This is a genomic window from Gardnerella sp. c10Ua_244 (genome assembly GCF_055818055.1).
This window is the reverse complement of the sequence record NZ_JARFVS010000004.1, coordinates 1-22,865: the sequence shown is the minus strand read 5'-3', so window position 1 is coordinate 22,865 and position 22,865 is coordinate 1. Positions and strand designations below refer to the sequence as shown.

Sequence of the window (22,865 nt, the reverse complement as noted above, 5' to 3'; positions counted from 1 at the left end):
CGCACTCAAAAACCGCGAGAACCCAGCTTAAAGCCGCTTCGCATTAAACCTTTTAACGATAGCCCTCGCTAAGCCCTGCTACACAAGGGCAAACTTGCACCCACCTAATCAGCTTTTGACATCAATACGACACTCTCGACGTGCATCAAAGTCAAGTGAAAGATTATAGTTACGTGGAAAATGCTCTTCAGCAGCATACTCCACATCATCTTTATTCGGCTCATAACCATGCTTAAGATTAAAATGCTGGATATATTCTTCTTTCCAAGCTTCAATCTCAGCTTTTTCTTCAACAGTTCTAGTAGGACGCAGGTTCTTATTGTTGTAGTAAACCTCACTGTCATCCATTGAGTGAAGCATCTTAATATCAGCTTCAGTGACACCATTTTCGCCCGGCTTAATCTCGATAGTTTCTTCACTATAACTACCATCTTCATTACGAACACAACTTGTATACTTATACGTTGCTCAATCATTGCTATTAGTTTTGCGAGTCCTCATGCTCACCCTTCCCGCCTGCAGCGGTAGGGTGAAGACACATACAAAAAAGAGCCGATACTTTATGAAGTACCGACTCTAATACCTGAAAAACAGCCATAGTAGAATAGAGGTACTTCATAGGAGTCATGAAAAAACCATGAGGATCCTATTGACGTATCTCATCGCCCTATAGCTAATCAGGCTTTAACTGTTTACTAGTAGTGTCTTATTGATTAATCATTAACCACAATCTTGTTAATTGTTCCAAAAATTCTTATAACATTTACCCGCTCTTTCTTAAAACCCGTATCATGAGTGTAAAAAAGAGTGGAATAATCTCGTTTTTATAACAGTTTGACATGTAAAAACCACACTTGCCTTGAAAGCTACGTGCTTTGAGGTTTAAGCGTTAACAATGTTTTCACCCCCCTTCTCGTTAAACAACACTCGTTTTAGAAAACAAAACGAGCATTAGCCACGCTCTAATAGAGTCCCAACCGTGGCCAATAAAGTCCAACTGTATTTAATACAATCCCAACAAATCTAATATAATCCCAACCGTATTAATATCAGAAATCCTCACTCCGCAAAAAGTGTTATAAGCCTAACTACTTTTAGTGTTACCGTTAGAGCTTCTGATTAAAACACTTCAGATAAAACGTTCAAGTTATTACTATGCTAAAAATGCTCTTCAAAAACCTGACAAATACGCACATATACGAGGTTGCATACACAAGATTGCAGAAGAAAACTTCTTTACTTATGACTCTCCTAGAATATGGTTAGCGTTGAGAACTAAAGGTATTAGAGTATCTGAAAAAGCAGTAAGACGGCTCATGAAAGAAGAGTTAATTGAGGTTAGATATGCCAGGCGTAAAAGACGCTATTCAAGCTATATAGGAGAAATTACTCCTGCATGTAGTAACATTGTTAACAATAATTTTCATGCAGATTCACCTAATAAGATTTGGCTTACAGACATTACTGAGTTTTCAGTAAAAGAGTCAAAACTCTATTTAAGCCCTATGATTGACTGTTTTGATGGTAAAGTGGTCTCTTACGCTCTTTCAAACCACCCAGATCAGAGTCTTGTAGATGAAATGTTAGAAGAGGCTTTAACTACCCTCGACACTACAGAATGTAAAAGCTTAGTTATTCATACCGATAGAGGAGGTCACTATAGAGGCGGTAGGTGGATTGAGAGGTTAGAAGGTCTTGGTAACACGCTCCATGTCAAGAAAAGGAAACAGTGGAGATAATGCTGCCTGTGAATGCTTTTTTTAGACGAATGAAAACAGAAATGTATTATCCACTTAACTGGGATAGTACAGAAGAATTACGTCAAGCTATTCATACTTATATTGATTCTTACAACAACCACAGAATTAAAATGGGGCTTAAAAGACAATTATGGAACATCGTGCTATGATTGCACAAAATGTCTAAAAATTGTCCTAAGCCCCAAGCGACATTTTTATGTCGCCAAAATTGTCGCTTTGTCGCCAATGGATACAAAATTTAGTCATTTTGCTTAGCGTTAAGAACGTTCAATAAGTTTATAATTTCATCAAGTACGCTTGAAAATGTGATTCCTTTTGTATAACTATATTTTTAAGCAAGTTATCGTGGTAGATTTTGCTAGCTAGAATAAGTCGTCGTGAGATCCTAAGCGTAGAAATATAATGCAATCTTCTTTAACTTGATACAACAGTAGAACATCTGCAGACACATGCAATTCATGCACGCCTTTATATGAGCCTTTAAGAATATGATCTCTATAAGTTGCAAGTTCGCGAGAATCTGCACCATTGCAAATAAGTCTTACAATATTGATTACTTGCTCAATATCGTAATGCTTCTGCTTATATTTCTTAACATCTCGCAGATAGATTGGACTATAAAATGGCGGTTTAGGCATTGCGCATCAGCTCAGCAAAATCGTCTACAGTACCTGCAGCTATTGGTTTTTCTTTCATAGCTTCATCAATAGCATGCTCATATGGAGAACTTTCAAGTGAAAATGGGAAACGTTGCGTATTTACAATCTGATATAAAAATAGGTTGACTGCTGAACTCATATCAAGACCATAATGTTCAAGAACTTGCGATGCGCTATCTCGTATTTCTGGATTAACTCTTACACTTAATCTGCCTGTTCTAGCTGTTTTTGTAGAAGTCATGTCGTTTCCTTTAAGCTCAAAATCATGAATTTGTTATTCATGCTTTGCTTTATTATAACAGACCTACAGCACCCAACGTAATACCAAAGTAGCACCATTGTGCACACAATTATTACTAAATCGCGCGTTATCGTGGCAAAAATTGCAAAATTAGCAAAAACTGCCACGATAACGTGTATAACATAGCAACGAAGCAGCATTCTGCATTGCAAATTAACCGCCTACTTGCATCTGCTGCACAAAGGTTCGTCCAAATACTCGATTGAAGCGCAAGAAAGCACAATAAGCATCTTGCGCAATGGCTATTTCTCTGCATGAAGCGGAACATGTACATTAATAATCCACGAATCGCCATCTTCAATAACTTTAAAAGTTCCACCAACGCATTCCGCAAGCATCTTATGAAAACGCAGTCCATATCCTAATTGCAAGTTAGCAAGAATACCTCGTTGCGCACTATTTATACACGTAATATGACATTCATGGTCATTAAGCATTACATTCATGGCGTATTCTTTAGGCTTTGCAGCATGCTTTTTTACGTTCGCAAGCAGTTCTCGGCAAATATACTCAATTTGAGCACATTCTTCAAAAGGCAAATGGATTGATTGAGAATCTTCAGTAGCTAAATCACTACTCAAGTCAATGGAACCAATATAGCCAAGCTTTTCAAATGACTTTTGTTCACAGTCAAATAAAACGCGTAAGCCTGTACAAAAATCTTTATAACATGTAGTCGATTGCATAACATCGCCAGTGCTTGCAGTTGTAGCATTGTCAAGAAGAGAAATGATATTACGTGCTCTATGAACAGTTGTAGTAGCACGTTGAAGAATCTCTCGCGAATTTTCACGCTCTTGCTCATGAGTCGTTTGAGGTTCAATAGATTGTTGAGCCATCATCATAATGCTGGAAAGCTCATTAGTTACTTCATCGTGCATGCGAATTGCGGCAATAGTGGCATATTTTTGAAAAACGTTGTAACGCTGTGCAAATAATTGTTCCTGTTGTTGGTGAATAGTAGAAATATAGTATTTTACGATTGCGCTAGAAATAAGAGTGATAAGAAGCCACCATGCTAACACATAAGCGTTTTGAAAATCGCAGATAATAAAGAACCATGAAGATACTCCGCAAGAAGAAAGCACGGTGTACCAAGGTTGAGTAATTACAGCAATTGCCAAACAAATCAATATGGTAAGCATCATAGATGAGTAGTTGATATTTGGCGCAATAATTACCAACGGCATCCAAATAAGTACAATAAAAGATGCTTTACGAGGCCATATTGCAATACATAAGCAGATTACAATCCATACTATTTCAATCGTAATGGCATGCCAATTAGAGTAGTAATGAAGATTATTATAGGAACAAATCTCAAGAATCAAAGTACAACTTATGATCACACCAATTCCAATTTTCTGCCAAGCGTCATGCGACAAAAAATTGATCATACGCGTTAATAATTTCATAACTACCTACTTTTACACGTTAATTTCTTACACGTTATATGTCATGCGAATATTTTGCGAGCACAGCAAGCGCCTGCATGCGACTTTTAACTTGAAGTTTTCCATAAATACGACGTAAATGCGTGTTTACTGTTGAAACTTTCACATTAAGCTGATCTGCAATCTCTTTTGACGAATACCCCTGTTTGCACAAGCGCATAATTTCCGATTCTTGAGGAGACAAAACTGAAGTCTTCGAAAGTTGAGAAATCATATTAAATGATTCTTGCGGAGTGTGAAAATAGTCAATATATTGTGGCAATTCTGGGCAACCGTAGCTCGCTGCGCGCGATTGGATAGCTGCAACTACGTCTGCTAAATTGTCTTTATGCACTAGCGCTTGACCACCCGACTTAGCAACTTGCAATACGTATTCATCCAGCATGTAGGAAGTAATGCCAATTAAAACAATATTGCTATTGCGCTCGCGAATTGCTTTAATTACATCAACACCACTCATTTCTCTCATTGACATATCTACTAAAAGTACGTCAGGAGTATTTTCTGTAACGCAACGATGAATAGCTTGTTTTGCAGAAGAACACATCCATGCACAAACAAAGTTTTCAGGCAAACGACTTTTCAGAAGAAGTTGCATATATCGCAATACAAGCGTGTCATTATCAACAATTGCATAAGTAGTGTTCATACAATATATGATATCTTGTTTTGGAATTTGCTTGTCAATAGATGTTTAGAATGATGATTAAAATGCTTCGGCTCTGTCGCAAAGTAATTGTGCGATAAAGCCAAAGCATTATTTTCATATTTTGCAATACAAAATTGCAATACATGCATCATAAATCTATGACAAAAGTGAACAATTTATTACTATTTCATCCAAAAATGAGACATTTCCCAGCGCCAATTGCGATTGATGCTACGATACCTGCAACATTCACCTTCAATCCAAATTTAGCGATTTGTTTTGCAAGGAATTTAGCAAGCTTATCCCAAGCATGCCCTTCAATATAAGCTTTAAAATCACCACTGGAAAGCAGTTGAGCAATATCCATCCCAGGAATTAAACCTATAAGTTCGCCGCCCATGCAAGACCAAAAATCCTTATCTTGGCTATTCGCGCGGATTGCGTCCAACAGGTTATCATTTGTATATACTTGTCGAATACCTTCAGCAATGTATGCGGCCATTACTTTTCCATATTTCATCTTAAGGAGCTCATCTTTAACAGAAACCACGCCATTCTTATAACTGCTAGCTTCTTCAAAAATAAAACGAACTTCTTGTTCAATTTTCTTAACATCCTGTTGTACAATAGCTGTAGACTTATTTTCAGTCGCTTCCGCAGCTGGAATTGTTGTTGACAAGAATCCGAAAGACAAAACAGTCACAATCAGTGATGTTACAATCTTTTTTACCTTTAACATAACCGTATCTCCTTACTTAATGTGCGATTGTATTGTTTTTCTCAAATTATCAAGATTGTACACATTAAAGTGCCATACGCTAGCACTTTCCGTTGGTACACTCCATTCTTCGGTTTTACTATTGACAGTAAAGCGAATTATTTGAGTTGTTGGCTTATTTATAACTTCAAAATTAGTGAGTTGATTCCACGGAATGCGACGAAGATGCTTATCGTCTAATTTAGCTAGATTACCCGAGCCTAAAATGGCATTCGGATTAACCACAATAAACTCATTATTAGTGGCAGCGACAATACGCGCATCAACGCCTTGCGCTACATAGAATAATTTAGGTAACAAAAATAGTTTAATTAAATCTTTCCACCAAGGGTCGTATTTCATTGTAAATACATACGTCTTATCAACTGAAAGATTGTGATCTTTAAAATACTTGACGATATCTTCTTCTCGTATACCGCGCAAAGGATTAGTCATAATAAGCACCTCCTTGTGATTCTTGTTTTGTAAATTACCAACATACTAACGTTCAAATTTTATCTACACAAATAGGCGTACTTATTTTTAACGATAGCGTTTTTAGAAAACTTTTACTATTAGTAGTTTGTATGTTCCTAACAACCAACATTTAAAAATATTTACATTTTGGAACCATTCTTAAATAAAGACATATTTATGGAGCTATCGTGGCAGTTTTTGCTAATTTTGCAATTTCTGCCACGATAACTTGTTATTTTTGTGTTTTATAAGTCCTGTAACGCTATTCTTTTATCTTCTGCAGACTGCTTAGATGACGTATCGTCTTTCTTAAGAGAATGCGCATATCGAATAAGACTTCTTGCAATAAAGAACACTAAAGCACATATAACAAGTGCAATAAGAATGTCAATTATCGGACCAAATAATGCATAGCTCATGATTCATCCTTCCTTTTTCTATATTCGTTTATGAGTGTTCGAGCTGTGTCAACATCGTATTTATCGTCAATAGCAAGACTCTTTACCAAAAGAACGAACGGATCTTCTGGCTCATTGTCACTTATGCGCAGTTTTTCAATAAGCCTGTTAAGCCTGATTCTCATCGTTGGGTAAGAGACTTGATACATTTGCGACATTTCTTTTAACGACCCAGACGATAATACAAAGTTCTTTATAAACGACATATCTTCATCTGTGAGATTAGCCATCCATTTTGGAATATGATCCATATCACCCCTTTCTTCAACCTACAAAACTTTAATTAAATTAAACTTTTATTAAAAAAATTAAAGTTGTTGTATGGGTTTGTCAAGAATGAGCATGAGAGATATGACGTAAAGGGGGGCTTAGGACAATTTTAACCTATAACTCCAATCCTTATTTTTGTTTTACGCCTTCGATTCGCTGAGCTTGCTCAAAGTTGAAAGCACAGTGTGCTTTCAACGCGAGCGAAGTACGTTAACATCCTGTGCACTCAACCCTAGAGCGTCGACATCTTCCCTTATACAGCAAAATCGCACTCAAAAACCGCGAGAACCCAGATTAAAGCCACTTCGCATTAAACCTTTTAACGATAGCCCTCGCTAAACCCTGCTACACAAGGGCAAATTTGCACCCACCTAATCAGCCCTAGACATCAATACGACAGTCTCAACATGGCACGATAGGTCCGGATTGATGTCAGTCATCAGGAACCTATTCAGACTAATACGAAATGTGGCAACATATCTCCGTTTGTTAGTGGAAACATATCCACAAATTCTATAGCAGAAAATTCTTGATACATTCCGCTATCCATATCACGGTCTGAACCTCGCCCATCCAAGGAAAAAGTTCAACTTTTTTATTTGTTTCTACTATTTATAGTGATTCCAACATAAAAGTCAAATCTTGCGAGGAACCGCCATCGCCTCAATCTTGTCCGTTCTTCCTACAAAAACAGGTCAACAGATATTTTTCGTCCTAACTGATAGCCAGGTTTCCGTGCACTCGACCTTATCATACCTGAAAATCCTGCATCGAACGAGAGAAACATTTTGACTATTTCTTTGCATTTTCTTCCAGTTCCAACATGTATTTATCAAAGTCAGACATGAACAATCTGTCCTGAATAACACGATACTTTTCAAATTCAGTCTCGGCTTTAGCCTTGGCAATCTCTGCCGTAATCTTTCCTGCATCCTGAAGGACCTCTCTGTCATCAGCCATCAGGAATAGATCCAGACGCTTTGCCCAGTCCTCCATTGTCATCAGAATGTGACGTTCAGCACGATCCTCTGCCAGATCTAAATACGCTGAAACAATACGCTCTAATGAACGCATTTCCTGATCAGAAAGATAATTTTTTGCAACAGTCACATCACTTTTTACGATCTTGCCTTCTGGTACTGCTGCCCATGTAGTTAATCCCATATGCGGCTTGCCTGCATCTGCTCGCTCATAAATTAACTCTGCTGCCGTATGTCCGTGAACTGCATAATGCATCTTGTTCTGCACCTTGGCAAAAAACTGCTTTGTCGCTTTTGCTGTGCGGTCATAATCAAGAGCTGTAGCATAGATGTCCGTTATCTTCTGATAGAATCTACGCTCAGATAAACGGATCTCACGAATCTGCTCAAGCAAACGATCAAAATATTCTGTTGTGAGCACGGAACCACCGTTTTTTAAACGCTCATCATCCATAACCCATCCTTTGATGGTATAGTCCTTTACGATGCCATTAGCCCATTTACGAAACTGCACTGCTCGTTCATTATTCACCTTGAACCCAACAGCAATAATCATTTGAAGATTATAATGTTTCATATCACGAGTAACCTGACGTGAACCTTCGGTTTGAACTATCCGGAAATTCCGGATAGTTGCATCTTCCTCAAGCTCTAAGTCGGAATAAATCTTCTTAATATGCTCATTAATTGTACGAACATCCACGCCATACAGCGCGGCCATCATCTTCTGTGTCAGCCATATATTTTCGTCCTCATAGCGCATCTCAATACTGTCCTGCTGATCGCCGACAGAGGCAACATAGGTCAGATATTCTGCTGCACTGGAACGAATGGTTATTTCATCTTTTTTCTTTTTCAAATAAGAGACCTCCTTCTTCGATAAATCACTCTATAATAAACAATGAATGAATTTCTGTATGCTCTCATCGCCCATGACAACGCTTATACTTCTTCCCACTTCCACATGGACACAATTCATTGCGGCCTATCTTCTTCGGCCAATTTGCTCTTTCCTGAACCATAATAGGAATTTTTCCGTCATGCATAAGTTCAAGTTCCCTAAGACGATATAAATATTCAGAGACTCCCAATATAGCTTGAAACATACACATTGCCTCATTTTCAAATTCAAGCAAATATTCTGTTTTCTTTTTTGTTCTATCTTTCGGATTAGGAATATAAGTTATCAGCTGGTCTACTGAATTGTATTCAACATCATTATGACCGATAGCATTTCTCAATTTCGCATTCACGAGGATTTTCAAAAAGCCTGTATAGTCCTCAGAATCCAAGCAAAAATGATATCTTGATGCTTTTGTGAGTTTAATATAATCCTCTAAAAACTTTACATTTTTCTCAATCGGATTCATAGCATTGATATCAGACCTATACTTAATATTGTTAAGAGCAACAGGAATAATCATCAAATTACCTAATGCCTCATAAACATCCAGATAAAACTGTTTTACACTATCAAAACTGCTCGTTGTGGAACCTTCGTATTCAAAATCAAAAGAATTATCTTTACAGTATTGTATAGCCAATGCAGGTATAAGTCTTTGATATACGACCATAAACTCATCGTAGACCTTGTAGATCAGTTCCTGTAATTCTTCAAGGTGGAATCCATCATGAGAATTAAGGAACTCAATCAGGTCTTTCATTTGCGCTGAATCCATTTTCAATATTCCAGTGCTAAACGAAAGGTCATTATAGATATCTTTTCTTAATGATGAATAAAATCCATATACCTCAATCATATGGACAGCTCTCAATGTTTCGAATTCATCTCTACATTGAAAAAAATGACCAGAAAACTCCTTTTGAATCTCTTGAGTTAAGTATTCGCTATTGTTTTTTGCTAAATTGAGAATTCTTTTATAGTTCTTCCACTTTTTGGCAGTTACGTTCAACTTAGACACATCTTGTCCAAATTCCTCATAAGAATTATTCGTTTTCATACAATTCATATATCGAATAAACGGTGTAATCACTAGTCTCTCTAAATCAGCTGCTTCTACTTGTTTTAAGGTAGGAAATTCACCAGAACACTCAATAATGTAATCCGCATTTTCGCCCTGAACTTCATCAGCATTATCAAAAGAAAAACTTAACCCCGGACGATCTTGCCCTATCTTCACGCTACCAGACAAAGAGGTTCCACATTTACCGCATGCTACTTCTATCGGATGTTCTTCTTGACAGCCAACTTGTAAACGAACTCTAGTAATACATCCGCAAACCTGACATTTTATAAAAGTATTAAAAACCATAAAACCTGCCTCCTTTCGCTGGATTACATAAACATATCATCGTTCCAAACGAGTTTTACCAAGTCAATGAGTACTGCTATTCTTTCAGCAATTTCATTCTTACCAAATGAAGCATACGATTTGAAGCCAAGATTATTATCTAAAACGAACTTCTTAAATTGGGGATTATTCTGATATGCCAGATCACCAAGTGATTCAGTATAGATATTTCCTTCATTGGAACAGTACTTTTTCAGTTTGTAATCATACTTTGCATCATTTAAGCTTGCATTGATGCTCTTATGAAGAAGCAATAACGCACCGATGCTATTTCTCCAACGTCTGAAATCGTCTCGGTCAGAATATTCCGCGGTAAACCATTCATAATGGTCTGTAATAATGTGCTCAATCTCAAATGGATTCTTTGTTTGAGTGTTCATGTAATTGCAGTAGTTTGATGCAACACCAGTATGTTCTTCAATAAATCCTGTAATACGTGCAAGGATATTCTTAATGTATTTCTTAGTAAAGCTGTTAAGTCCTAAATTACTTAATGCTGCTGCCGGGTCAAATGCGAGATTGATATACTGCTGTTCTAATTTCTGTTTCAATGTAGGTATGTCTGTCATGCGGATATCCTTAGTAACATTGAAAACAAAGTTTTTAATTGTGCTGTAATTTACAGAGCTGCACTTCGTTACTCTGGATACAATCAAAACATCAATAAATCTTGCTACCAGATTAATCTTCTCAATAATAACTGGCCATGAATCTTCATAACATACAGGTGCTAATAATAGCTGTGGCTGTAATGTGAAGTTAACTTGCGCATTGTAATATACATACTTTGTTTCTTCAGCGAACGTTGTTTCTGCCTGACGGATACGCTCATAAACCTCTGCGAATTTTGCAAATTTCTTTATGAACAACTCAAAGTCATCGGAACCATTAAGTCCCAGCTTATCACGTTCATCTCGTACCCATTTGTGGAAGAAACCGCCGATGATATCAAAATCCTTATTTACTGCACCAGCTTTTGCTTCACGAATTGTTTCTGCATAGTGAGCTCTCAACCATGCCTTAATAAAGATCTCATCGCCTTTGTCATCGTACTTCTTCAAAGTAAGAACTTTTTCTTTCCAAAGGCCATTCATTTTTTCTCGTATGGAGTCAGATTTTATCTCCGAAAGCAAATAGCCCTTCAACATTTCGGTGGATGTCAAACTCAAACCACGATCATTCATTGTAACGAATATCTTATGAGCGTCCTGTTCTGTTGTTGCTACAATCTCAATAAAGAATACTTTCTCCGCAACCCAATCACAAAAATGCAGCAACATATCATCTGTAATGCATGCCGGGAAAACATCCTGAATATCTTGATAACGACCATATAGATTTTTTACGGACTCACCAGCACCAGTAGTATCAAAGTCAGTATCGTTGAAAATTGCATTCATACAATCCTGCCGGTCATCTACATTGATATTAAAAGACTTCGAGCCAAAGGACTCAGAGAAAATCATGGTCTCAATCATGTTATAACTCTGACCGATGCTCTTTAATCTGTTATTAAGATACATCAGTAGCAATGTCAAAGATGAGAATCTTTGCTGACCATCGATAATAGCATTCTCCCTACCAGCTAATACAATAGATCCCATAAAATACGCTCCATAATCAGCAACTGCTAGTCTAGAGTCCCCCGGATGATAATACTCTAAAAATTCCGAAGTTAAATCGTCTATCAGTTCTTCAATATGCTTTCTCTGCCACATATACTCACGCTGATAATAATGAATTGAATATTTTGTATTCTGCAAAAGCTGCTTGAGATTCTTTGGTGAACCTTCTATCTTTTTCATTAAGCTTCCTCCTCCAGAAACAGTTCCGGTGTATTATACCAAGCCAACTCAGCATCTGCTTTAACACCCTTGTTAAGACATTATAATAGTGATTTCTTGAGTTCTAGCCCTGTTCCTGATTTATAAAAAACGTATTCTGCTTCGTGTTGTAATATGTACAGAGCAGATTTCCTTGAAAAGCCATATTTTTGAATTTCAATTGAACGCTTATTTGTTGAACCATTTCTATGTTTCCAAATTCTAAACCTTGTTCTGTCTTTTTCTTTGGAAGCGGAACGGTTAAAACTTTGTCAATCGCCTTTAATGCCTCCTTAAATACAATAGAAAAATGTTGTAGAGTAGCTGTCTTGCTTATGGATGCTGTAAACGCAGATGATAAAATAATTGCAAGTATAAAATTAAGGGTTGTAATATTTCCATAGTAAAGAAATATACTTCCCAAAATCATGACAATAACTACTCCAATTTCCATAAATATGTCAATAAGTCCCATTGGAATTGTGATTGCCCCCATACTCTTTTTAACCTAGTAAACATACTCTCTTGCCGTTTTTAATGCTCTTTCACTTATCTCCTCTTCTTTCGAAAAGGCCTTAATAACAGAAATATTTTTTACATATTCCATTAGCTCTTCTCTCATCTTCTTTTCGTGATTAAAATAAATAGCAAAGTTTTTATCCATTGTTTTCTGCGAAAGAACTTTTACCAAATACATAAGTGGAACTCCGGCAATCATTCCAAGAGCAAGACGCCAATCCACAAAAATCATAGCTACAAAAATAATGGTAGGTAGAAGTGTAACTGACATTATTTCAGGAAGACCATGGGCAAGGTATACTTCCACTTGTTCCACATCATGCTGAACAATGTTGGTAAGCTCTCCTGTATTATGTTCTTTAAAAAATCCTAAACTTAGTTTTTTTAGATGATCAATAATATCTAACCTAAGTTCTGTTAATTTTTCGTATGCTTTCTCATGAGCAACCTTTGTTGCAAAATAGTAAAACACGCCTTTTAACACAAATGAGATAAAGATTCCAAAAAATACATACTTTAAATCAACTTCGTTAGTATTGTTTGTGATTAAAGAACTAATCAAATATACAAGTAAGATTTGTGGTATCAAATCAAATACTATTTTTAAAGCAAGGAGTGCATTGGATAAGCCATTTTACCTATCACTTTTTCCTTAATTCTTTTTCTGGCATAAACAACGCTCCTTCCAAAACTGAATAATATTGAATTTTAATTCAATATTAAGGTTTAAAATAAGACTTTGCTGATTACGCAAAGTCTATTTTTAGTGCTTATTATAAGGATTCCACTCCCTTGTAATAACACCTTGCAATAAGTTTTAGCATATCTTTCGCCCACTTTTCACTTTGATAGTGCCTTACTATCTCAAGAAACCCCTCTGTAAAGTTACTGGCTAAAATATGGGCAAGCATTGGATCATATTTCTGTTTAGATTGTCTTTTTAAACTTACTTCAATATGAACCTGCATTTGCGATATGAGTTTTTGTTTTGCTTCTGCATGCTTTGTACCTGAACTTTTATCCATTAAAATAATTAACTTCTTACGCTCTTTTAAAAGTTCATGAATATAATTTTCTCCAACTTCATCAAACCTTTCAGAAGCAGAACCCTTTTCCAAAGATTCTTCCTCATTAAAAGCTGAGTCAAAGTTTATATAAACAGAACTTACTACTGCATCAAACAAAACTTCCTTATTTTTGAAATAGGTATAAATGAGTGCCACAGGAATATCTGCTTCTTTTGCAATTTCTGTTAATTTAGCACCTCTATAATCATTTTTATAAAATACTTTTTCTGCTGCATCAAGTATCCTATTTCTAACTTCTTCTTTCAATACTTGTGCCATATCACACCTCTTTCAAATAAAATACTGAACCTAAATTCAATATTTGTCAAGAGTTTAGTGTATTAGTTCAAAAAGAAACTGGATTTAAGACTGCAAGAAAAAGCAGATTTCCGTTAAATTACATCTCATTAATTCTGTTTGATAAAATTGTAACCACGCCAACAACCTTATTTTCCCACTTCACAAGGTGGGTGCAAAGTGGCGAATCGACTTGCATGAGCGATTAAATATAATTCGCGAATGCACTTCGATTCGCTGAGCTTGCTCAAAGTTGAAAGCACAGTGCGCTTTCAACGCGAGCGAAGTACGTTAACATCCTGTGCACTCAACCCTAAAGCGTAGACATGTTCCCTCAAACAGCCAAATCACGTTCAAAAACCGCGAGAACCCAGCCTAAAGCCGCCTCGCATTAAACCTTTTAACGATAGCCCTCGCTAAACCCTGCTACATAAGGGCAAAAATGCACCCACCTATTAAGCCTTTGACATCAATACGACACTCTCGACGTGGATTGAGAGAACTCCAAGTATAGCTACACTTTTTTGAGTGCACACTATGGATATTGGGTGCACTTTTTAACGATAGAAAAAGCTATCGTTAAAAGGTTTAAGATTGGCTTAATAGCTTGATTTTGAGCATAAAAAACAGCCTAGAGAGGATTACCCCTAGGCTGACTTTTGTAACATTTCAAACGCTCACATTCTTTTGACTTTTACGATGCCCTTTCAATATCCACACTAATCTCTGATTTAAAAGTTACGCTGAACCTGTCCTCGTAAACTTTTATTTTCTTGATGTACTTTCTTACCAGCTTCTCGTCATACTCACTAATATCGTGACGCTCACTTTTCAGAAAATCTTCCATTTCTCTGATTCGTCTTTTAGCATCTTCTTGACCTGCTTTTTCTATAAGAAGCTGCTGTTTCTTACCTTTCAGTTCATCAATCTCGTTGACAGTTTTCGTGTAGTCTTTTTTAGCTTTAAGCAAGGTTAGTAGTATCGCTTGTTTAACTGCAATTCTTTTATCAACCGTTTCAATCTCGTTTAAGTTATTGCCCGCGATAATTTCTCTAATATTATTCTTCAACGTATCCAATACTTCATCCGATTACCCTAACTAATCACCGGCTAAACAGGACGGACATTGAGCCTGACTTTAAGATTCATAAAAAGAAGTGGCTATTACTGACAGAGATCAGTAATAGCCACCCAACGTGAGATATTCGACTATTGACTTGAACCAAACAAACTTCAATCAGTCTTTCGAAGGACAGTCTTAAGCGAGATCACGGTGACACCAATAACAAAAGAGGTAAAACCAATTCTAATAGCAAATGTGCCATCCCATATTAAGGCAACCAGCATCGCGATTAAGGCAACCGTCAAGCCGAATGTCGCTACTTCACGGCAAAAACGAACGAGCTTGTCCATTTCCTTAAACACCTCCTCGTGCACATACTAATAATCAGGTTTCATTTTACCTTTTGAGCTATATTTTCCCACTTCACAAGATGGGTGCAAAGTGGGTGCACCTTTTAACGTTAACATCCTGTGCACTCGACCCTAGAGCTTTGACATCTTTCCCCATACAGCCAAAACACGCTCAAAAACCGCGAGAACCCAGCTTAAAGCCGCTTCGCATTAAACCTTTTAACGATAACGCTCGCAAACCCCTGGTATACAAGGGCAAAAATGCGCCCACCTAATCAGCCTCCTGCATCTTATGGCACGGTCAAGCGCCATGATGGTGGGGAAGCCCCGCCTATTTTTTTGTTTGAGTTTGAACATAAAAATAGCAGATAAAGGGAAGGAAATGAATTTACACCAAAGTTAAGACTTGACCGTCTAAACCTCATTTTCCTCATTATATTGCTGCAAATTACCTTCAAAACCAGTAATCTTTTCATTCTCGATAAGTAACAAAGAATCCGCTACATTGTTGATAAAGGACACATCATGCGTCACGAAAAGCAAGGGTCTGTCGTAGCCTTGAAGCAGCTCTTCTAAGGCTTCTATGGCACGAATATCTAAAAAGTTAGTTGGCTCATCCATCACCAAATAATTAAAGTTACCTGTTAGAAGCATCGCCAATTTCACCTTGGCTTTTTCGCCATCACTAAGCACATTCACCTGCTTGAACACATCATTTGTTTTGAAACCTAGACGAGCCAAGATGATTCTCGTCATTGACTGGTCATAGATTGAATAAGGTAATACGTTGTCCAGAATCGTTTTTGTATAGTCGAGTGTTTCTCCTAGCTGACTATAGTAACCAATTCGTAAATTCGGATGTGTCCACGTTTCACCGTTAAGAATCATGTTGAGCAAAGTGGTTTTCCCTGAACCGTTGTCACCTAATAAGGCAACTTTATTTGTATTGTCTATCGCAAAATTGACATTCTTAAAAATCACCTTGCTATCAAAGCTCTTATTGAGATTTTCTGCCCTGATGAGTACCTTGGAATGAATTTTTTCTCGCTCGTCCATATTGAGCTTGATGGCTGCATTTTGATATGGCTTACTCTTCACCTCTAGTTGATTTACTCTTTCTAAAGTGGCTTTTACCTGTTTGTCGAGCTTCTTCTTATTTTGTTGCCCACCCATTTTATGCAGCCTAGCTTCTGAGTTACCCATCCTTTTGGGTGTGGTTTTTACTTTTGCTGACTGCTGTTTTATTGCATTTGCAACCTGTAAAAGACGCTTCTTTTCTTTTACATAACTCTCATATTCCCTCTCAGCAAACTTATACCTCTTTTCTCTTTCGCATAGGTAAAACGAATAATCACCGCTATAAACCTCAATTTTCCCATTGACCAATTCGAAAATTTTCGTACAGGTTTGATTAATAAAATCTCGATCATGGGAGACAAGCATAAAACCCTTATTGCGAGAATAGAGCCGTTTAGCTAATAGCTTTCTTTGCTTAATGTCTAAATGTGATGTAGGCTCGTCAATAAGCAAAAATGCTTTATTATCAACTAAAAGGTGCTCCAGTTTCAATCTTTGCTGCTCGCCTGGACTACTACAATTCTGCTGAAAACGACGCTGATATATAAAACCGAGTTCATCTTCTAAATTGTTGAGCAAATAACTAATCTCGTCGTTCGTTTGAACTCGCCCTGCGTAGTCAGTATCAAGACTTGAAAGTATGCGTAAAAAGGTGGTTTTGCCTGTGCCGTTGTCACCAATTAAACCAACCTTGTCACAAGCACCAATAGATAGATGATCAATCGCAAATAAAGTTCTTGCACCTACAACTTTTGTTAAATCATCAATACGTATCATAAATCCTCCTTGAAAATACCGAGAGGATTTAACCTCTCTACATTAGTTAGAACAGGATTTATTAATTACCATCTTTTGATACCTCCGAAAATAATTGTCACTATCATACCATGTCCTCATATATAACTTAGTACCTCAAGCAACTTAACTATCGTCTTACTTATTTCACAAAGCTGGGTGCAAAGTGGGTGCACCTTTTAACGTTAACATCCTGTGCACTCAACCCTAGAGCGTAGACATGCTCTCTCAAACAACCAAGCTGTGCTCAAAAACCGCGAGAAACCAGCCTAAAGTAGTCACATACTAAACCTTTTAACGATAGACCCTGCAAACCCCTGCTACATAAGGGCAAAAATGCACCCGGCTATTAAGCCCTTGACATCAATACGACACTCTCGTCGGTATTTTCCTTAACCCGGAAGTCTTCCGCCTCGACGACTTTCTGGGTTGGCTTACCTTTTTCATCTTCAAGATGCGTTAACTCGAAAGTTCGCTGTCCTCCGTATAACAGCGGAATTTTGAAGTGGATTTTCTTGACGATGTCCTCGCCGTTCTTCCAATCGGCGTTTTCGTAAATTTCTATGTGGTCGATAAACGTGGCGTAGAAGCGCTTTTCGGCGTCGTTCTGGATGCCTTTCAGTGCCTGCCCAAAATAAGCCAATACTCCAAGACATCATCTACCGATACCTGCCCCAACTGAACACTTCTGAGCTTAGACATCGTCTCCTTGATGGACTGTTCCAGCTTAGGTTCAAAGAACTTACTTCTTGCCCGTCTGTTCCTGCCTGAGTCTCTCGCGAGCACGCATTATCTTCTGATAATCGGAATTCGTAAATCCGTCAGCGCGGACAGAGTTTGGGTCATCTGGGTTCCACATCTTCGTCAGTTCGATTGTCGCACCAGTCTTGTTAAAAAACCCTGCGCCAGCTTCCGTGTAGTATACGTTCAGCCCCGTCCCCGTTGTGCCTAGCGTCTTGGTGGAATTGCTGTTCGGCCACGGGTCGCTCTTTGCAACCGAAACGGTCGCCCCTCCGCCGTAGTCGTTGGCAGGCTGGTGGTTAAATATCCACGTATGGTCGTCCTCCTGCCTCACGCTCCACTCGCTGGACTTCCAGCTGGATGGTACGTCAACATAGAAGTAGTCCGTCATGAACGAGTACCCACTGTTGCTCGCTTTGGTCTCAGCAGCTTTTTGTTCTTCAGCGGCTTTCTCCTCGGCTGCCTTCTTCTCTTCCTCCACCTTCTTGGCCGCTACGGCATCATTCCTGCGCTTCTGTGCCTTTTCCTTCAAATCGTCAAGCTTGGATGCATCGATTCCGCTGTCCTTCGCTGCGTTATAAGCAGCTTCAATTTGCTCGTCTGTCACCTCTTCCGCAGGGATTGGCTCGATGGTGATTTCCTTCTCAACGTCGGTCTTGCCGTCCTTGGCTATACTTACCTTTGTAACCGCGTCCTTGGTGTCGTAAATGGTGCCGTCCTCTGCGATGGGCGATGCCTCAATCGCAAGGCTGTAGTCGCCCGGCTTGAGCGCTATGTTGGAAGAACTTGAACCTATGTAGAACACGCTGTCCACACCATTGTCCTTGGAATCTTTTCCAGTAGCGTGGACAGAGATTTTTGTGCCCCTATCTGTGTCAAGCCCCTTGGCATTTACGACTAGCGGAACGCCATAGGCCTTCGCCGCTTGCGCGTTGAAGTACAGATATGCACCTCCGTAGCCGACTGCTATTGCTGCTGTGACGCCAATCACTATTGCCACTATGACGCCAATCACCGCCCATAGTTTCGTTCGCTTCTTTTTACCTGATTCATCAGTCATTTCTTTTCCTCCATTTCCTTTCTCATGCTGTGTTCTGTCATTTATGGAATCAACTTGAAGTGCTTAAAAGCCTTGATGATTACATCGTGCTTTTCCTTCGGGCATTGAGGTCGATTTTTAGCAGCCATGCCTTCCTTTTCGTAAGAAAACTGCTTCTCAAGCCCTAATTCGTCTTTCACGGTCGCGATGTTCAGCGTCGATACCTTCAGCCCGTACTTGTCAAGCACATACGCCTGAATCTGCTTGTACGTCGCCTTCGGCGGCAGCTTGTCTCGCTTCAGTTCCTTCACGTCAATATCAACGTTCACGTACCCTGCGACATTTTTTCGGGTTAGTAAACATACCGTCTCGACGTGGATTGAGAGAACTCCAAGTATAGCTACACTTTTTTGAGTGCACACTATGGATAGTGGGTGCACTTTTTAACGATAGGAAAAGGCTATCGTTAAAAGGTTTAAGATTGGCAATTTACCAGCTTTTTGGCTGTATCAATAACCTTGTCTTTATACTTCACAACGTCTGCAATAGTTAACTTTTCAATGGCTCGAATGTAGCGTTCCATATAGTCAAAATCAGGTTCACCATCAGGAGTTACTGGAAGCGTAAATGTATCTTTTTGAATTTTCCTATTAGATATTGAATCCCCCCAATAATATTTAGACTTCAACGATTTTTGCAAAGAATCAATCATATACATATAAACATATTTTGAAAATATTTTTAAATACTTAGGATATAAAACGAGATTATGGCTATCATTTGAAACAAAATCTTGATCCTGATAGCTAAATGTCAGCGTTTTTCCGCCAATAAAGATACAGTGCCCTTTATCAAGTTGTTCTTCACTGCATGCAATATATGACATAACAGAATTATTTCTATCACTTGCAGTAATATATGGTGTATTACCACTATTAAGTATCAAATCATTTTTCATAAAACATTTCGTGTTTTTTACTTCAAAAATGTCAACTACTTTAAATTTCTTAAACCTTAGTGTCCCATTTTCGCAATCAGTTTCCAAAGAGCCGTTTTCGTTAGATGCGGATTTTCTAGAGAGAGAGAGTATTTTCTTATCTTCATCTGTCAGCTCATAGTCATCAAGGTTAGTTACCTTTAGATAAGCATCCAGCTCCTTGATGCGATCTTCCTCCAGCTCCTTGATGCGATCTTCCATATACTGCCAGTCAATGTCATCTACAGTATATTCGTGGTTAAGGTCGGAGTGTTCGATGACGGGAAGCTCAACAACTGTTTCGCTTATTTTTTCTTTGAAATGTCTAACGAGATAACTCTGATAATATTCACTATGTTTATTTAAGATGGCTATAAAATACATAGCGAGATTTTCATTAAATCCCCTAAACTTTGGAATAAGAGTTTTTGTGAATTGACCTGCGTAAAAATCATGTTGCATATAATGAAATTGCATACTAATCATTCCAACCGCAAGAGAATTTCCAGGTATAAGATGAGCATCATCAAAATATTTTACATACCCATATATCCCATTATTATTTTCCGTTCTTGTAAAATAAGGATATTTTTCCCTTTCACTAAATATAAAATTTTCCTTATCTAACTGAGGGTTATTTATAATGTCAAACAAATCACCAATTCTAAACTCCTTATTCATCCCACTGCACCTCGCCTTTCAAGATTGCACTCACTTTCCACGCCAAATAATCGGCTACCGTTTTCTTAAAGTCTTCTTCCGTAGGCGTAGTATCAATCTTTTTATGCTGGTTGTATGTCCAATCATCACCGTTAATAGTAATAGTGTCTTTTATCACCAACCCATTTACCTCGGTGTAGTAATCAGTTTTTGGCTTTTTACCAAGGCAAATTGCTACAATTTCGTCGTACCTCTCTAGAGCATGGTCAACGTTTCGCAAATTCACTTTTTGTGTTGACTTTTTACGATTTTGCCTTGCATAACCATCATTACTAAAATCAATAAACGTCACCATATCATCCACTTCATGCGCGCGATTTACCTTAAACAAATAGATAGCTGTTTGTACAGAAGACTTACCATTAAATAAATCAGCTGGCATATGGATACTTGCAAGCAACGTATTTTCCTTTAATATATGTTGTGCATACGCTTCACCTTGACCACTACCCGCATTTTCCTGAATTAAAACAGCACCATAACCTGTTTCCATTTTCGATAATGCTTCGTCTACAAAGTTAAGCCCTTTACCCGGTGCAGAATAAGGCGGATTCAGCAAGAATACGTTAGCTGGAAAATTATGCGACTTCATGAAATCAGGAGCTTCCTTATGTGAGTCACCACAAATAATTTGCGACGAACCATCCCCCATAAGAATCATATTCAAAACCGCTAAAATATAAATATTACCAAGAATCTCAATACCCAAAAGTTGATTTTGCTTAATGTTTTTAATTTTGTTATCTAAAACTGTATTATCTTTGATAGTGCTCTTTGCATCATCAATCATTAGCTCCATAGCAGATACAAGAAATCCAGAAGAGCCCATGCAGGTATCCCACACAAAAGAGTCTTTGTTAGTTCTTGCAATTCGTGCCATTAAGTTTGTTACAAAGCGCGGCGTTAAAACGACATCGTTCTTTTTATCATTATCAATCAAAACCCAATCATTAAGGCTGTTTAAGATTTTACCCGTAAAGTCTAAATGAATGTTACTTTCAAGTAATGGTAATATCTCCTCTTTTACCTGCTTATAAACCGCTTTAATTACGCTTTCACCATTCACTGGCTTCCAAAGATCACGCTTTTCAAACACAGGCTTTAAGTAATTATTAACCATCTCAATCTTGTCGCTTGGACATTTCTTCTTTTGCAGGAATGAATTGGTACGATTAAGGATTTTCTTTCCGTCATTATCAATCTCATCATCATTACTATAAAAGTCAGTTACTTCAAGTGGTTTTACGCCTTCTGTGGTAAGACCTGCCATAATCAAGCCACAGAAGAAATAGAGTTTATCATTTGTAGAAAGCAAATTTTTAATAGCAGAATCATCATAAATTCTTTGATGAATGCTTTTAATACTTTGCTCCAGCAACTCCTCTTTATCACGCTTAAGACTTTCAAGTTCTTTATCAGTAAGCAAAAGCCTATCTATCATGTTATAAAGAGAATCTATATTTTCACTTTTCATTTGTGAAAAATCAAAATCAGGAATTTCTTTAGGAACTTTTCCGTTCTTTTTAGAAATATAATAAGCTTTAAGCTCTGGGTTTGATACCCACCCATCCTTTAGTTCCCATCCGTTAATACCAATAACGATGACTTCACTATAAGTACCTTCATCAAGAATAGCCAGTCCATAATGTAAAGCTCCATTTACGGCATATTGCTGTACAACACTATGAGGATTTTTCCCTTTACTTATAAGCTCAATATCGCCATCTTTGGAAAGCTTTTCAAGCTTGTTTTTAGTTCCTTTGGCTTCAATCATCACAGGAATATCGCGGCGAGTACTATTTTGTAATAAGAGCTGAATATCAGGATTTATTCCCGGATCCACCGGATTTACTGTCTGCCTCTTTTAATGCTTTGGTAATAGAAGAGTTTATTTCTTCGGTCTTACCATAATGTCTGATATTCAATTCATCAAGCTGTGCTTTGTAAAATTCCTCAACTTTTTCTTCCGCACTTGCCATCTTTACCTCCTTATATCCATCCTGTACATTCAATACGTACCGAAACTACACCTTAGACATTAGGCAAACACTCTCCACATGGATTGAGAGAACTCCTAGTATAGCTACACTTTTTTGAGTGCACACTATGGATACTGGGTGCACTTTTTAACGATAGAAAAAGCTATCGTTAAAAAGTTTAAGATTGGCTTAATAGCTTGATTCTTGAGCATAAAAACAGCCTAGAGAGGATTACCCCTAGGCTGACTTTTGTAACATTTCAAACGCTCACATTCTTTTGGCTTTTACGATGCCCTTTCAATATCCACACTAATCTCTGATTTAAAAGTTATGCTGAACCTG

The 22,865-nt window shown here is 37.8% G+C and carries 25 protein-coding genes and 1 pseudogene; 2 read left to right on the top strand and 24 right to left on the bottom strand.

Translation table 11 applies throughout. From position 1 onward, the window contains the following. Positions 1 to 108 precede the first annotated feature (108 nt). Complete coding sequence (locus P0108_RS06475) at positions 109 to 348, bottom strand: hypothetical protein (RefSeq protein ID WP_233186359.1); 240 nt, start codon at positions 346 to 348, stop codon at positions 109 to 111. A gap of 749 nt (positions 349 to 1,097) precedes the next feature. Between P0108_RS06475 and P0108_RS06470 the strand changes: the two genes are divergently transcribed. Both P0108_RS06470 and P0108_RS06465 read left to right on the top strand, forming a co-directional pair. Next, entirely contained in the window at positions 1,098 to 1,739 is a 642-nt protein-coding gene (locus P0108_RS06470) for an IS3 family transposase (protein WP_410309528.1), read from the top strand. Beyond that, positions 1,739 to 1,909 (top strand): IS3 family transposase, encoded by a 171-nt coding sequence (locus P0108_RS06465; RefSeq protein ID WP_410311176.1) that lies wholly within the window; start codon positions 1,739 to 1,741, stop codon positions 1,907 to 1,909. Before P0108_RS06470 ends, P0108_RS06465 begins: the two co-directional genes overlap by 1 nt. A 213-nt stretch (positions 1,910 to 2,122) precedes the next feature. Here the strand turns inward: P0108_RS06465 and P0108_RS06460 are convergent, their stop codons facing one another. The 23 genes and pseudogenes from P0108_RS06460 to P0108_RS06350 form a co-directional block, all read right to left on the bottom strand. Next, on the bottom strand, positions 2,123 to 2,398 hold the full coding sequence (locus P0108_RS06460) for a type II toxin-antitoxin system RelE/ParE family toxin (protein ID WP_012913985.1): 276 nt from the start codon (positions 2,396 to 2,398) through the stop codon (positions 2,123 to 2,125). After that, positions 2,391 to 2,660 carry a type II toxin-antitoxin system RelB/DinJ family antitoxin gene (locus tag P0108_RS06455; protein ID WP_004110348.1) on the bottom strand — a complete coding sequence of 90 codons (270 nt, stop codon included), beginning with the start codon at positions 2,658 to 2,660 and terminating at the stop codon, positions 2,391 to 2,393. The genes P0108_RS06460 and P0108_RS06455 overlap by 8 nt, the downstream gene beginning before the upstream one ends. 302 nt (positions 2,661 to 2,962) lie before the next feature. Next, entirely contained in the window at positions 2,963 to 4,135 is a 1,173-nt protein-coding gene (locus P0108_RS06450) for a sensor histidine kinase (protein WP_473730877.1), read from the bottom strand. Positions 4,136 to 4,169: 34 nt separating this feature from the next. Then, complete coding sequence (locus P0108_RS06445) at positions 4,170 to 4,823, bottom strand: LuxR C-terminal-related transcriptional regulator (RefSeq protein WP_464400398.1); 654 nt, start codon at positions 4,821 to 4,823, stop codon at positions 4,170 to 4,172. Positions 4,824 to 5,010: 187 nt separating this feature from the next. Next, positions 5,011 to 5,562 carry a hypothetical protein gene (locus tag P0108_RS06440; RefSeq protein ID WP_076002703.1) on the bottom strand — a complete coding sequence of 184 codons (552 nt, stop codon included), beginning with the start codon at positions 5,560 to 5,562 and terminating at the stop codon, positions 5,011 to 5,013. 12 nt (positions 5,563 to 5,574) lie between these two features. After that, entirely contained in the window at positions 5,575 to 6,036 is a 462-nt protein-coding gene (locus tag P0108_RS06435; RefSeq protein WP_004110362.1) for a hypothetical protein, read from the bottom strand. 266 nt (positions 6,037 to 6,302) lie between these two features. Further along, complete coding sequence (locus P0108_RS06430) at positions 6,303 to 6,476, bottom strand: hypothetical protein (RefSeq protein ID WP_410311177.1); 174 nt, start codon at positions 6,474 to 6,476, stop codon at positions 6,303 to 6,305. Next, entirely contained in the window at positions 6,473 to 6,766 is a 294-nt protein-coding gene (locus P0108_RS06425; protein ID WP_004110367.1) for a DUF2089 family protein, read from the bottom strand. The genes P0108_RS06430 and P0108_RS06425 overlap by 4 nt, the downstream gene beginning before the upstream one ends. 811 nt (positions 6,767 to 7,577) lie before the next feature. After that, entirely contained in the window at positions 7,578 to 8,624 is a 1,047-nt protein-coding gene (locus tag P0108_RS06420) for a virulence RhuM family protein (RefSeq protein WP_473730876.1), read from the bottom strand. A 64-nt stretch (positions 8,625 to 8,688) separates the two neighbouring features. Beyond that, entirely contained in the window at positions 8,689 to 10,038 is a 1,350-nt protein-coding gene (locus tag P0108_RS06415) for an SEC-C metal-binding domain-containing protein (RefSeq protein WP_473730875.1), read from the bottom strand. Between the two features lie 23 nt (positions 10,039 to 10,061). Beyond that, positions 10,062 to 11,882 (bottom strand): DUF262 domain-containing protein, encoded by a 1,821-nt coding sequence (locus P0108_RS06410; RefSeq protein WP_116440554.1) that lies wholly within the window; start codon positions 11,880 to 11,882, stop codon positions 10,062 to 10,064. Between the two features lie 103 nt (positions 11,883 to 11,985). Continuing rightward, positions 11,986 to 12,396, bottom strand: a complete 411-nt coding sequence (locus tag P0108_RS06405; protein WP_431834813.1) for a hypothetical protein — start codon at positions 12,394 to 12,396, stop codon at positions 11,986 to 11,988. A gap of 12 nt (positions 12,397 to 12,408) precedes the next feature. Next, positions 12,409 to 13,023: pseudogene (locus tag P0108_RS06400) on the bottom strand (ABC transporter transmembrane domain-containing protein); the annotation flags it as partial. Between the two features lie 169 nt (positions 13,024 to 13,192). Continuing rightward, positions 13,193 to 13,765, bottom strand: coding sequence for a TetR/AcrR family transcriptional regulator (locus tag P0108_RS06395; protein WP_116440553.1), 573 nt, complete (start codon positions 13,763 to 13,765; stop codon positions 13,193 to 13,195). Between the two features lie 712 nt (positions 13,766 to 14,477). Further along, positions 14,478 to 14,861, bottom strand: coding sequence for an integrase (locus P0108_RS06390; protein WP_473730874.1), 384 nt, complete (start codon positions 14,859 to 14,861; stop codon positions 14,478 to 14,480). 155 nt (positions 14,862 to 15,016) lie between these two features. Beyond that, a complete protein-coding gene (locus P0108_RS06385) occupies positions 15,017 to 15,196 on the bottom strand; it encodes a hypothetical protein (RefSeq protein ID WP_010241855.1) in 180 nt (59 codons plus the stop codon). A 414-nt stretch (positions 15,197 to 15,610) separates the two neighbouring features. Continuing rightward, the gene (abc-f, locus tag P0108_RS06380; RefSeq protein ID WP_064622080.1) at positions 15,611 to 17,050 is read right to left on the bottom strand and encodes a ribosomal protection-like ABC-F family protein; all 1,440 of its coding nucleotides are present in this window, start codon (positions 17,048 to 17,050) and stop codon (positions 15,611 to 15,613) included. A 367-nt stretch (positions 17,051 to 17,417) separates the two neighbouring features. After that, positions 17,418 to 17,711, bottom strand: coding sequence for a hypothetical protein (locus P0108_RS06375; RefSeq protein ID WP_197479840.1), 294 nt, complete (start codon positions 17,709 to 17,711; stop codon positions 17,418 to 17,420). A gap of 99 nt (positions 17,712 to 17,810) precedes the next feature. Continuing rightward, a complete protein-coding gene (locus P0108_RS06370) occupies positions 17,811 to 18,869 on the bottom strand; it encodes a hypothetical protein (RefSeq protein WP_064622082.1) in 1,059 nt (352 codons plus the stop codon). A 41-nt stretch (positions 18,870 to 18,910) separates the two neighbouring features. Then, positions 18,911 to 19,177: a hypothetical protein gene (locus tag P0108_RS06365; protein WP_064622084.1), complete on the bottom strand. Its 267-nt coding sequence runs from the start codon at positions 19,175 to 19,177 to the stop codon at positions 18,911 to 18,913. A gap of 146 nt (positions 19,178 to 19,323) precedes the next feature. After that, the gene (locus P0108_RS06360) at positions 19,324 to 20,505 is read right to left on the bottom strand and encodes a restriction endonuclease subunit S (RefSeq protein WP_422118919.1); all 1,182 of its coding nucleotides are present in this window, start codon (positions 20,503 to 20,505) and stop codon (positions 19,324 to 19,326) included. Continuing rightward, positions 20,498 to 22,387 (bottom strand): HsdM family class I SAM-dependent methyltransferase, encoded by a 1,890-nt coding sequence (locus P0108_RS06355; RefSeq protein ID WP_473730873.1) that lies wholly within the window; start codon positions 22,385 to 22,387, stop codon positions 20,498 to 20,500. Before P0108_RS06355 ends, P0108_RS06360 begins: the two co-directional genes overlap by 8 nt. Continuing rightward, positions 22,365 to 22,523, bottom strand: a complete 159-nt coding sequence (locus P0108_RS06350) for a hypothetical protein (RefSeq protein ID WP_473730872.1) — start codon at positions 22,521 to 22,523, stop codon at positions 22,365 to 22,367. The genes P0108_RS06355 and P0108_RS06350 overlap by 23 nt, the downstream gene beginning before the upstream one ends. Between the last annotated feature and the right edge of the window lie 342 nt (positions 22,524 to 22,865).

Coding starts and splice junctions, on each gene's coding strand:
- P0108_RS06475 (WP_233186359.1), bottom strand. CDS start 348: ATGGATGACAGTGAGGTTTACTACAACAATAAGAACCTGCGTCCTACT.
- P0108_RS06465 (WP_410311176.1), top strand. CDS start 1,739: ATGCTGCCTGTGAATGCTTTTTTTAGACGAATGAAAACAGAAATGTAT.
- P0108_RS06460 (WP_012913985.1), bottom strand. CDS start 2,398: ATGCCTAAACCGCCATTTTATAGTCCAATCTATCTGCGAGATGTTAAG.
- P0108_RS06455 (WP_004110348.1), bottom strand. CDS start 2,660: ATGACTTCTACAAAAACAGCTAGAACAGGCAGATTAAGTGTAAGAGTT.
- P0108_RS06450 (WP_473730877.1), bottom strand. CDS start 4,135: ATGAAATTATTAACGCGTATGATCAATTTTTTGTCGCATGACGCTTGG.
- P0108_RS06445 (WP_464400398.1), bottom strand. CDS start 4,823: ATGAACACTACTTATGCAATTGTTGATAATGACACGCTTGTATTGCGA.
- P0108_RS06440 (WP_076002703.1), bottom strand. CDS start 5,562: ATGTTAAAGGTAAAAAAGATTGTAACATCACTGATTGTGACTGTTTTG.
- P0108_RS06435 (WP_004110362.1), bottom strand. CDS start 6,036: ATGACTAATCCTTTGCGCGGTATACGAGAAGAAGATATCGTCAAGTAT.
- P0108_RS06430 (WP_410311177.1), bottom strand. CDS start 6,476: ATGAGCTATGCATTATTTGGTCCGATAATTGACATTCTTATTGCACTT.
- P0108_RS06425 (WP_004110367.1), bottom strand. CDS start 6,766: ATGGATCATATTCCAAAATGGATGGCTAATCTCACAGATGAAGATATG.
- P0108_RS06415 (WP_473730875.1), bottom strand. CDS start 10,038: ATGGTTTTTAATACTTTTATAAAATGTCAGGTTTGCGGATGTATTACT.
- P0108_RS06410 (WP_116440554.1), bottom strand. CDS start 11,882: ATGAAAAAGATAGAAGGTTCACCAAAGAATCTCAAGCAGCTTTTGCAG.
- P0108_RS06405 (WP_431834813.1), bottom strand. CDS start 12,396: ATGGGGGCAATCACAATTCCAATGGGACTTATTGACATATTTATGGAA.
- P0108_RS06395 (WP_116440553.1), bottom strand. CDS start 13,765: ATGGCACAAGTATTGAAAGAAGAAGTTAGAAATAGGATACTTGATGCA.
- P0108_RS06385 (WP_010241855.1), bottom strand. CDS start 15,196: ATGGACAAGCTCGTTCGTTTTTGCCGTGAAGTAGCGACATTCGGCTTG.
- abc-f (WP_064622080.1), bottom strand. CDS start 17,050: ATGATACGTATTGATGATTTAACAAAAGTTGTAGGTGCAAGAACTTTA.
- P0108_RS06370 (WP_064622082.1), bottom strand. CDS start 18,869: ATGACTGATGAATCAGGTAAAAAGAAGCGAACGAAACTATGGGCGGTG.
- P0108_RS06360 (WP_422118919.1), bottom strand. CDS start 20,505: ATGAATAAGGAGTTTAGAATTGGTGATTTGTTTGACATTATAAATAAC.
- P0108_RS06350 (WP_473730872.1), bottom strand. CDS start 22,523: ATGGCAAGTGCGGAAGAAAAAGTTGAGGAATTTTACAAAGCACAGCTT.